Raw genomic sequence first — 10,807 nt, 5'->3', positions numbered from 1 at the left:
GATCAACTATCGGCTCGGGGTAACGCACCGTTTCAAACCCTTCCCAGCGCCAGGGTTGATGAATCCACCGGTTTGGTACCTCGCTTAATTCCGGTAACCAATGACGAACGAACGCGCCATCCGGGTCAAATTTTTCACCCTGACTGATGGGATTAAAGATGCGGAAGTAAGGCTGGCCGTCGCATCCGGTCGATGCACACCATTGCCAGCCACCGTTGTTGGCGGCGTAATCCCCATCAATCAGACAGCTCATAAAATAAGCTTCTCCATGGTGCCAATCGATATGTAAATCTTTGGTCAAAAAACTTGCCACCACCATTCTGAGCCGGTTATGCATCCAACCGGTCTGATTTAACTGGCGCATTGCGGCGTCAACAATCGGATAACCGGTACAGCCTTTCTGCCAGGCAGTTAGCGCATCGCTCGGAGCTAACCAGCGCAAATTCTGTCCCCAGGGGAGAAAACTTTCACCGCGGCTCAGCTTGGGTTCAAAATAGAGCAGATGCTGGTAAAACTCTCTCCAAACCAGTTCGCTCAGCCAGGTCTGGCGACCAAGATTAAGCTCCGGGTGTTGGTAATGCAGCCGCACCATACACTGGCGAACGGACAAAGCGCCAATGGCTAAATAGGCTGACAACTGGCTGGTTCCCGCTTGTGCAGGAAAATCTCGCTGTTGATGATAGTCATCCACTGCCTGATGACAAAAATGGCGTAATTTTGTTAAAATTTCTTTGCTATCAACACTATAGTGGTTGCTAGTTACTCGAGGATAGCGGAAGCTCTGCTGCTCAGACCAACGGATATCTTGCCACTGGTCCGCATGGTCCCAGACCGGCGCGGCTTCTGTCTTGCTGATTTGTGGTGGCCGCTGGTAATACTGTTTCAGATAGGCTTTTTTGAACGGAGTAAAGACTTTAAAGTACTGCCCCTGCTTGTTGAGTATCTGGCCTGGCGCAAAGGCGCACTTGTCGTCATAACTATGCAGTTCGATCTGAATAGAAGCCAACTGCCACTGCAGTTGCTGATCGCGGCGTACTTCATTTAGCTCATACTCTTTATTCAACCAAACCCCTTGGGCGTTGCTCTGCTCTGCAAAATCGGCCAGTTCTGATGCTGCAGCCTCAAAATCGTCACATTCAAAATAGAGCAGTTCAATATTTAGCGACGCCAGATCCTGCTGAAGCACAGACAACCTGCGGTATATCAGGTCAGCCTGAACCGGCGCCAAATGGTGGAAGTCCCACTGTACCGGCGTTGCGATATATACCGCGACCACACTGTCGCCGCTGGCAATGGCCTGCTGCAACGCGGTATTATCTTCGACGCGCAGATCTCGTCTGAACCAAACTATCTGCATCAGTTTACTCCATTTAAAATCTCATCAGCACACAGCATCTCCAACACCTGAGACAGATAAATTCTACCCGGGTATTGACCCGCCAAGTTGTGGGCTATCAATAACTGCGCCTCATTAAGGGTTCGGCTGGCAAAGAGAGCCAGATGCTGGTAATGCTCCAACCCAGGGTGTCCGTCAAGCGCTGACAGATCATCCACCCCTTCCAGTACCGTGACTTTCATGCCCTGTTCAATTAAGTTTAGCGCCCATAACCAGACCAACACCTGGCATCCGGGCTCCAGGCTGACCAGTAAACAGGGGGCGCCTCTTGCTGCTTTAGTCTCGGCACGCATCACTTCCCAAATTTTTACCAACAATTGGTTGTGCAGCAAACTCTTATGCAAAGCCCGATACGGTCTTTTCACCTGCTCTAAGGTATCGAGTAGCGGCAGGATAAATTGCTGTTCGACATGCCGCAGCGGATATTCCTTAAACACCGTATTGACGATATTGGCTACTTTATTGGTGTCCAACCGGCTGACCGCCATCAAGCACTGCTCAACCTCATCCAGCCTGACTGGTGTGGTTTCATCCGTCTGCAGAGACGAATCCGCATTCAGCAGGTCTTTAACCCTGCCGATAGATACCCCTTTGGCCAGCCAGCTTTGAATCTTTACTATGGTATCAATATCTTGCTGGCTGTAGAGACGGTGGCCTTTTTCACTGCGATGCGGTTTAAGCAAATTGTATCGCCGCTGCCAGGCTCGTAACGTGACCGGTTTCACTCCTGTAAGCTCCGCAACTTGTCGAATCGCGTAGTATTTGCCTTCACAGGCCATAGCGTAACCTCAGCTCTCTTGGGTAGGGGTCTAAGTATTTCTGCCTGCTTAGGTAGTCGTCCGGGTAGGCGGACAGATAATGTTGAATCAACGTAATTGGTGCCAGCAACGGCAGCAGACCGACCCGGTAGTCGTCGATCACTTGCCTCAGCTCGGCTTTCTGTTGACCGGTTAAACTGCGTTTAAAGTAGCCCTGCAAGTGCATTAACACATTGGTGTTGTTCTTGCGACTGGCGCGATTACGCATCGCTTCCATCAATTGCAAACGATAGAGTTCAACAAATTGTTCAATAGGATACTGCTTGATATTGGCGACCAACTTACCCAGCTGACGATAGGCTTCCGGGCAATGCGCCATCAGAGTCAGTTTATAGCGGGAATGAAACGCCACCACTTTCCCGGCACTGGGTACCTGGCCGATGGAGCGATAAAAGTCTGCTAAGCAATACACCCTAGTAATAAAGTTTTCCTTTAAAACCGGATCATTCAGGCGACCATCTTCCTCTATCGGCAGCCAGGGCATCCGATTCATCAGCTGCTCGGTATATAAACCGACACCGTCTTTTTCGGCGTTGTTTTTCTTGTATACCTTGACCCGTTCCATCCCACACGTCGGCGACTTGGCACATACGATATAGCCACAAAGCGACTGTTGAGACAAAGCATCGGCCGTGCTCTTGGCATAGCGGGTCATGGCGTCGGTGTAATCTTTCGAGTCATCTTTGGTTTCCACCAGTTTGATCCTCTGTTCATCTGAGATCAAACGAATGGTCGGCCTCGGCACTGGCAGGCCGATGGCCACCTCCGGGCAGATCGCCTTCATTCGAAAGTGCTTGCCGAGTTCGTTACTGACAAAATTACTTCTCTTGTGTCCTGAATCAAACCTGACTTTCTCTCCCAAGACACAGGCGCTGACACCGACTAATGGTAATACCGAGTCCATACTCTCACCTCCTGTACATAATATTTTTTTGTACAACTTTTTGTCGAGTTCGGATCACCTTGAGGGCAAAAAATTTGTCTGGAGGAGCAAATTAACCTCGTCAAGCAGACTATCTACCTGCAATAGCCTGATATTTTGTCGCAGAAAAACATTCACCCCACCAATAAAACGATTGCCTATCCACTTCCAACACATTTAGTTATCAACATGGGCAATTTATTACCTCGGCTACTTTTTTGTGAACTAACTCTCAAGGATCGAGTGTTTTGAGGGATAGTATGGCCTCAACAGCTATTAAGTGAATCAACAAAATTAGTAATAATATTTGTGATTCCTGGACAACTTTGGAGCAAATACTATGGCAACCCCTCACATTAACGCCCAACCTGGTGATTTCGCAGAAACGGTACTGATGCCAGGCGATCCGCTACGAGCCAAATACATTGCTGAGACCTTTTTAGAAGACGTCCAACAAGTATGTGACGTGCGCAATATGTTCGGTTACACCGGTACCTACAAAGGCAAGAAAGTTTCCGTAATGGGTCATGGCATGGGTATTCCGTCATGCTGTATCTATGTGCATGAACTGATTGCCGAGTACGGCGTGAAAAACGTGATTCGTGTGGGCAGCTGTGGTGCCGTACGTGATGATGTAAAACTGATGGACGTTGTTATCGGTATGGGTGCTTCAACCGATTCAAAAGTGAACCGCATCCGTTTCAACAACCATGATTTTGCTGCTATCGCGGATTTCGAACTGCTGGAAACAGCGGTCAATCAAGCTCGTGAACAGAACGTTCCGGTAAAAGTAGGCAACGTGTTCTCGGCTGATCTGTTCTACACCCCAGAGACAGAACTATTTGAAAAAATGGAAAAACTTGGCATTCTGGGTGTGGATATGGAAGCGGCAGGTATCTACGGCGTCGCCGCCGATCTGGGTGCTAAAGCGCTGACTATTCTGACCGTTTCTGACCACATTATCCGTGGCGAGAAACTGACTTCTGAAGAACGTCAAAAATCGTTCAATGAAATGATGACAGTGGCCTTGGAAACCGCAATTAAAATGTAGTTACGCATGCTGCCGGCGCGAGCCGGTAGCCCGAATAATCCCGAGGGGGTGATTGTGACATCAGGCCAACTGCCAAAGGAAGCTGAGGGTTTACAGCTCAACTTTTGTAAAACATTGGCGTGTGATAACTTTGGATTGAGTGATGCCCACAGATATGTGGTGCAACACGCGAACCCGAAGCGACCTGCGATGGTTTGCCGCGAGTGTGGCGCTTTCCCCCCCTTACTTAACAACCAGGATGTACTGGACGAACTGCAACGACTCAGACACGTTCACAGCGACGGCCTTCCCGCCTGCCGCAACGACCAGTGTGAGAATTTTGGCTTGTCCGTCCATACCCATAAACATCTCTACCACGCCTTCGGTTTCAGTGGTGATCGACAACGATACCGCTGTAAGTCCTGCCAGGGCACATTTGTCGATAAATGGTCTGGAACCAACCATAAGATCACCTTTCAGGAAAATCTGCTCGGCCTGCTGTTTATGAGCTACTCCGTTCGCGAGATCTGCCGGAAACTGACCATCAACCCCAAAACCTTTTACGACCACCTTGATCATATTGCCAGCCGTTGTCGCCGTAAACTGGCTATGTTTGACGCCCGCTGGGTAAACCATGCTAAAAGCTATCAACTGGCGTCCCATTATGTGCCGTTGCAACCGCAAAGTGACAACGGCGTGTTCTGGATTGCCACCGGAGAGGCAAGTAGCGGCTACATTCTCTGCCAACATATCAACTACTCTGCCGATGAAATACCAACCGGCAGCATTGATCACGACCCCTACCGCTCTCCGGCCCGATTTGTGAATCCAGAATTCAGTGCAGAGGCCAATTTAGCTGCGCCGCCTCCGGCCAGTGACTTACGGGAAAGGATTGATCAAAAATACCAGACCATTCTGGCCCGCGGTAACGTGGAAGATCCTATGGGCAATATGACGGCATTTCGTTACCCGTCAAAAGGGGCGCTGATTCGCCCCCCTTACACTTCCTACGCCCACTTTCTTCACGTACTCAGTATGTGCGATGATTCGCGCCGCGTGACTATCTACCTGCCGCAAGATCCCTTACTTCGTTCCGCAGCCCTAAGCGTATGCCTGAAGCGGATACAGCGTCAAAATGTCGACTTAATGTACGTTGAACAGGATCAGGGTTGGGACGATTCTAACCGTTGCGGCAAAATTGACATTGTGCACATGGGGTGGTGGCGTGATCGCTGGGCTATTGCTTCTCAAGACAGTGCCAGTAAAGGAATTTGCTACTTAGCCGGAAATAATAGCGAACCAGAACAGTGGCTTAATACAGCCACCACCTCACAGACGGTTTTTTATCAACAGCGATTCCAGTTGCTGTTTGCCGATTTCATTAACGAACCTCGTCGCAAGTTACGCCCGGGAGGCTTGCTTCCGATGCTGGATATTTTTCGTGCATGGCATAATTTGTGCTATCAAGATAAAAATGGCGTAACGGCAGCGCAGAACCTTGGTCTGACCCATTCACCTCTGACATTAAGGGAATTACTGACCTGAATTCGGTATAGTGTGAACTGAACCAATAAAAAGAGCGGCCTTTTCTACCCCTGCTGATGATATAATCGCCATAAATCATATAGTAAGCTTTACATAAGTATCATTTGCCTGCGGTTAAAGGATTAGTTCATTGGATAAAAGCCAACATCTCCTCGAAAACGAGATAGAGCAAATCAAGGCTCGGATTGAGTCTGACCCAAAAGCCGTGTTTGCCCTGGCAGAACAATATGGAGCTAAATCCGCTCAAATATCCTATCTGGAAGGCGAAATCCAATGTTTGATTATTCTGTCCCGCTGCTGCTGGAATCAGATGGATTACCGCAACGGTCTCAAATACATCAAACAAGCCCACAACAAGCTGAATGAACTGGATACGGATCTCTGTTTACCGGAGATCCTACACATGCATGCCCTGAATTATTGGGGCCAGGCTAAGTATTACTCTGCTCAGCAATTCTGGATAAACGCTCTGGAACAATCCGCGCTGGTAGACGAGATCGATATTCAGATCGAGTGCCTGATAGGTTTAGGCAATGTGTGGCGAATTACTAATGAACACCTGCTGGCGAAGAGTACTCATGAGCTCGCTGTCACGATGGCCAATAAAGCCCGCATCGGCTGGTTGGAGGGCAAAGCCCGTATCCTGCTCGCGTGGGACCTCTACCTGCTGAACAACTACATTGAGATGCTGTCGGTGCTCGATGGCGCAATGGACGTACTCACTGAAAGCGATGACAAAACCTGGTTGGCTGAGATTTGGGATTTTCGCGGCTTAGCGCTGCTAGGACTGGAACGAATCGACGACGCCGAGCAGGCTACCAGCAAAGCGCACGAACTGGCAGTGAAGCACGATCTGTTGTGGATGAAAGCCCATTCCTATATCAGCCGGGCCAGACTGCAACTGTTAAAAAAGAACACCGAAAAAGCCACTGAGTTGTTACGCCTGGCAGAACGTTCTGCTAACCGGTTTGATAACGGAGAACTGCTGTCACAAATCTGTTTTCAGCAATCCAGGGTGGCAGAAGAGAGCGGAGATTTTCAGGCGGCGTTGTTCGCATTTAGAAAATACCGCAACCACAATGCCCAGATGTTGCGAGAACAGACCAATCGTATTGGCCTGGATAAAGCCAGGGCTTCAAAAGGTCAACTGGAACAGCGGGCACGCAAACTGATTAACCGCTTGCGTGCTCAGCACGAATACGACCCGGAACATCACTTCAACCAGATGGTATCCGAAACTTACTGGTGGGAGCGGCTGGTATTGTTTAAAACCGCGCTTAAAAAAGCCAGTTATTCCGTCATTACTATTCAGCATGATAACCCTGATTTCCTGGAAGTGTGCACCGAACTTGTCCATTCGATGTGCAATAGCCGCGATCTGCTATCAAGACTCAGCAGTGACCGGCTCGGTTTACTGCTGGCGGAAACCGATGATTCCGGCGAGGATATCTACCACATACTGGCTAAAATGATCGAGCTCTATCCCTGGCACCGCAAAGGGATAGACGGACCACTTCCCCAGGTCTGTTATCAGGATATTTTAACTTTCCCGTTTACCCTGGAGCAGTTAGAAGAGAGTCAATTAAGAGAAGGCCAGAATGGAAAATTTACTCAATAAAATCTCCGATTCCGGTTTAGATGCCTCCTCGGTGGCGGGCGAAGAAGCGATCATTTTCTGGGATCACGTTAAGCAGCACGTCGCCACTTCACCATTCGAACGGGCACAGAGCCTGATCATTAGCGCAGAATTTCGCGGTGAAATTGGTCAAAGCGCGAAAAGTATCGAAGAACTGCGTGCAGCGTTAGATTTGTTGCAGTTGCCGCAACATGCCGATCTGATCCTGACCACTAAAAACACCCTAAGCAAACAGTTAACCAAGCAGGGTGACTACAGTGCTGCCCTGAGTGAATATATCTCTGCATCCACTATCGCAGTAGAAAACAGCCAGATCGACCACTACGCTTTGTCCATTCTGGGCATGGCGAACTTGTGTGCGGCCTATGGTGACTATGCTCGAGCGCTGCGCTTCTACCAGAAAATCGACAGTATCGACCATGCGATTTCAAGCCGCTCGCTGCGGCTGAAATATAAGCTTTATCTGCTTAACTGTTACATTGAACTGCAACGCTACGACGCGGCAAACGACTTTATCAATGAGTGCGAAGAGCTGAGTATCCTGGTCAGCAACAAACAGTTATCCGGACAGATTCGCCTGTTTCAGGCTCGTTTGAAGCGCCTGCAGGGAGACAGCTGGCAGGCTCTGTACCTGCTGGCAAGCGCACAATACAGTGTATCCAACCGTTATTCGCACTGGCTGTCCAATATGTTGCGGCTGGAGCTGGCCAAGTGTCTGAGTGAAGTCGGCAAAGATCATATCGCCGACATGGTACTCCGTAGCGCTCGCAAACGGGTTCAGGTTTCAAGCTCTCCGCTACTGGCTAAGAATCTGTTTGATGCTTTAAGTCAGCTGTACGAACAGCAAGGCGATTGTAAACAAGCGCTGGAGTTTGAAAAACGCAGTTTCCGCATTGAATCCGATCTGTTGAAAAGCATCCCGATTGGCGAACTGGGTGCCAATCAGTTACGCCGACTATCGCGCTTTGAGCTGCAGTTAAAACTGATTTTGTCCGAGTTGGAAAACCAGGAGCTGAAAGAAAAAACCGAGAATCAGAAAAACGCGGTCGCCAAACTGCAACAGGATGTCTTTACCGATCCGCTGACCGGTCTGCACAATCGCCGCTGGCTGGATATCAAACTGAAAGACCTGCTGCTGCATGATGTGAGTTTTGCCTTACTGGTGGTAGATATCGACCACTTTAAGTCGATCAACGACGAGCTGAGCCACCTGGTCGGGGACAAAGCGATTGTGAATGTTTCCCAGCAACTGGCGGACTATTTCAAATTCCGCGGCGCTTCCTGTGTCAGATTTGGCGGCGAAGAGTTTCTGGTGATCCTGGAAAAACAAAACCTGGCCCAGGCGGAGTTTCACGCCGAATGCTACCGGGAACGCATCTATCAGTTCGGCTGGCATGAGATCCTCGGAGAACGCGGTCTGACCGTCAGCATCGGTATCACTCTGCACCGGGAAGGCGAAAACACTCAGCGAACCTTTTACCGGGCCGATAAAGCCCTCTACCGGGCTAAAGCCAACGGACGTAATCAGGTCTGTACCGAATAACTCTTATCTTATTCTATACACTGGCCGCCGGAGCCTGGCAGCTCCGGCGATACCTGTGTGCCCCCGCTACTATCCTCAGCTATCATCAAGTTCAGTCAACAATTACTTGGCCATCAATTCACTAGCGTTAGTGCACTAACTGATTGTTTTGGCTATATTCAATCTGGTGACTATGTTAAAACGATGCACTGCCAGATCTTTATTTAATGCCATATTCAACACAGGACGCAGTTATGTTTCTCGACTACTTTGCCCTCGGTTTGCTGATTTTTGTCACACTGGTGATTTTTTATACCATCATTGTCATTCACGACATCCCGTATGAAATCGCCAAAAGCCGCGAGCATCCCCACCAGGACGCTATCCACTACGCTGGCTGGGTCAGCCTGTTTACCTTGCATGTTCTCTGGCCGTTTTTATGGATCTGGGCAACCTTGTGGCGCAAAGAACGCGGCTGGGGGTTTCAGAAGTTGGAAGAAGAACAACATGATATTCATCATAGAGTCGAACAGTTAAGCCAACAGGTCAGTGAGCTCAAAGCCGAAGTGGCTCGCTTGTCTACTGCCTCACCTCAGGCACCCAAAATGCCTCCGGAAATAACCTGCCAATCAGATAATGACGAGGTGAAATAATGGATCTGTTACTCATTTTGACTTACACCGCGCTCTGCGTCGCCATATTTAAGATTTTCCGTATTCCCCTCAACAAATGGACAGTGCCAACGGCAGTTTTAGGCGGCGTGGTACTGATCGGCAGCCTGATCCTGTTAATGAACTATAACCACCCCTTTACCCAAATCGGCAACCAGATTTTCACCACCACCCCGGTGGTACCGGGCGTGCGTGGCCGGGTGATTGAAGTTCCGGTCACACCAAACCGACCTTTGCAACAGGGCGATGTGCTGTTCCGGATCGACCCTGTGCCGTTTCAAGCCCAGGTGGATAAAATCAAGGCCAAGATTAAAGAAGCCAGCCAGGATGCCCTCGGCTTGGAATCGGATTTAACTTCAGCCAACGCATCATTAACCAAAGCGATCGCCGACCGGGATAAAGCCCAGCGCGAATTCCAGCGTTATCGGCGAGGTTATGAACGCGGAGCCTTCACCGAGCAACAGTTGGACAACACCCGCCAGGCCTACAAAGCCACCCAGGCGGCGGTCGAAGTGGCCGAGCAGCAGGTAAAACAGGCGCAATTGAGTCTGGATTCGGAAATCGGCGGAGAGAACACGGCGGTTGCCCAGTTACTGGCTGAGCTGCGTCAGGCTGAATATGACCTTGAGCAGACGGTTATCACCGCGCCCACCGATGGGTTTGTCACCCAGTTGGCACTGCGTCCTGGCGTGATGGCGGTGCCACTCCCGCTGGCTCCGGTAATGACCTTTGTCAATTCAGAGCAACGTTACTATACCGCGGCTTTTCGGCAGAATTCGCTGCTGAGACTTAAGCCGGGCTACGAAGCTGAGTTTCTGTTTCGTGCCATTCCTGGCCGTGTATTTAAAGGGGAAGTAGTAGAAGTGATTCCTGCCATTGGGGAAAGCCAATTCCAGGCCCGCGGCGCATTATTGGGAACCCAGGCACTGCAGACTTCAGGCCGGGTACTGGCGAAACTAGTGATTACCGATGACCTGTCAGAATACGATTTGCCGCTGGGTACGGCGGTCGAAGTGGCTGTCTATTCCGATCACTTCCACCACGTATCCGTGATGAGAAAAGTACTGATTCGAATGAAGAGCTGGCAGAATTATCTCTATTTGGACCATTAACAGACAGTGGCTGTATTAACGGCACAAGCTACTTAAATACAAGCCTGCGGTGTCAATGCCGCAGGCTTTCTTTTTAGCTCCAGTTCAGACGGCGTACTTCATTGCCTTCGGCCGGGGCAGCGGGAATATTCAGCGACAGCGTCAGTGAGATCACT

General features: G+C 49.8%; 9 protein-coding genes. 6 read left to right on the top strand and 3 right to left on the bottom strand.

Features of this window, described 5'->3' with window-relative positions:
* From phrB to ACQY6F_RS17015, 3 genes are all read right to left on the bottom strand, one after another.
* A partial coding sequence (phrB, locus tag ACQY6F_RS17025) for a deoxyribodipyrimidine photo-lyase (protein WP_428776130.1) occupies window positions 1-1,357 on the bottom strand: 1,357 nt, incomplete at its 3' end.
* Entirely contained in the window at window positions 1,357-2,175 is an 819-nt protein-coding gene (locus tag ACQY6F_RS17020) for a MerR family transcriptional regulator (RefSeq protein ID WP_428776129.1), read from the bottom strand. The genes ACQY6F_RS17020 and phrB, both read right to left, overlap by 1 nt.
* Window positions 2,165-3,118: a YbgA family protein gene (locus ACQY6F_RS17015; RefSeq protein WP_428776128.1), complete on the bottom strand. Its 954-nt coding sequence runs from the start codon at window positions 3,116-3,118 to the stop codon at window positions 2,165-2,167. Before ACQY6F_RS17015 ends, ACQY6F_RS17020 begins: the two co-directional genes overlap by 11 nt.
* A 358-nt stretch (window positions 3,119-3,476) precedes the next feature.
* On the opposite strand from ACQY6F_RS17015, the gene deoD reads away from it, so the two are divergent.
* The 6 genes from deoD to ACQY6F_RS16985 all read left to right on the top strand — a co-directional run bounded on the left by deoD (window position 3,477) and on the right by ACQY6F_RS16985 (window position 10,652).
* The gene (deoD, locus tag ACQY6F_RS17010; protein ID WP_428776127.1) at window positions 3,477-4,187 is read left to right on the top strand and encodes a purine-nucleoside phosphorylase; all 711 of its coding nucleotides are present in this window, start codon (window positions 3,477-3,479) and stop codon (window positions 4,185-4,187) included.
* 6 nt (window positions 4,188-4,193) lie between these two features.
* Window positions 4,194-5,711 carry a transposase gene (locus ACQY6F_RS17005; RefSeq protein ID WP_428776126.1) on the top strand — a complete coding sequence of 506 codons (1,518 nt, stop codon included), beginning with the start codon at window positions 4,194-4,196 and terminating at the stop codon, window positions 5,709-5,711.
* Between the two features lie 130 nt (window positions 5,712-5,841).
* Complete coding sequence (locus tag ACQY6F_RS17000; RefSeq protein WP_428776124.1) at window positions 5,842-7,329, top strand: hypothetical protein; 1,488 nt, start codon at window positions 5,842-5,844, stop codon at window positions 7,327-7,329.
* Window positions 7,310-8,890 carry a diguanylate cyclase gene (locus ACQY6F_RS16995; RefSeq protein ID WP_428776122.1) on the top strand — a complete coding sequence of 527 codons (1,581 nt, stop codon included), beginning with the start codon at window positions 7,310-7,312 and terminating at the stop codon, window positions 8,888-8,890. The genes ACQY6F_RS17000 and ACQY6F_RS16995 overlap by 20 nt, the downstream gene beginning before the upstream one ends.
* Before the next feature lie 233 nt (window positions 8,891-9,123).
* Window positions 9,124-9,522 (top strand): DUF3302 domain-containing protein, encoded by a 399-nt coding sequence (locus ACQY6F_RS16990; RefSeq protein WP_428776121.1) that lies wholly within the window; start codon window positions 9,124-9,126, stop codon window positions 9,520-9,522.
* Entirely contained in the window at window positions 9,522-10,652 is a 1,131-nt protein-coding gene (locus tag ACQY6F_RS16985; RefSeq protein WP_428776120.1) for an HlyD family secretion protein, read from the top strand. The genes ACQY6F_RS16990 and ACQY6F_RS16985 overlap by 1 nt, the downstream gene beginning before the upstream one ends.
* Window positions 10,653-10,807: the final 155 nt, after the last annotated feature.

The sequence above is a fragment of the Vibrio sp. genome, assembly GCF_050299255.1.
Lineage (GTDB): Bacteria > Pseudomonadota > Gammaproteobacteria > Enterobacterales > Vibrionaceae > Vibrio.
This window is presented reverse-complemented; position numbering and strand designations above follow the sequence as displayed.

Bases quoted from the DNA above. Each gene is read 5' to 3' on its own strand.
- ACQY6F_RS17020 (WP_428776129.1), bottom strand. From the start codon at position 2,175: ATGGCCTGTGAAGGCAAATACTACGCGATTCGACAAGTTGCGGAGCTT.
- ACQY6F_RS17015 (WP_428776128.1), bottom strand. From the start codon at position 3,118: ATGGACTCGGTATTACCATTAGTCGGTGTCAGCGCCTGTGTCTTGGGA.
- deoD (WP_428776127.1), top strand. From the start codon at position 3,477: ATGGCAACCCCTCACATTAACGCCCAACCTGGTGATTTCGCAGAAACG.
- ACQY6F_RS17005 (WP_428776126.1), top strand. From the start codon at position 4,194: ATGCTGCCGGCGCGAGCCGGTAGCCCGAATAATCCCGAGGGGGTGATT.
- ACQY6F_RS16995 (WP_428776122.1), top strand. From the start codon at position 7,310: ATGGAAAATTTACTCAATAAAATCTCCGATTCCGGTTTAGATGCCTCC.
- ACQY6F_RS16990 (WP_428776121.1), top strand. From the start codon at position 9,124: ATGTTTCTCGACTACTTTGCCCTCGGTTTGCTGATTTTTGTCACACTG.
- ACQY6F_RS16985 (WP_428776120.1), top strand. From the start codon at position 9,522: ATGGATCTGTTACTCATTTTGACTTACACCGCGCTCTGCGTCGCCATA.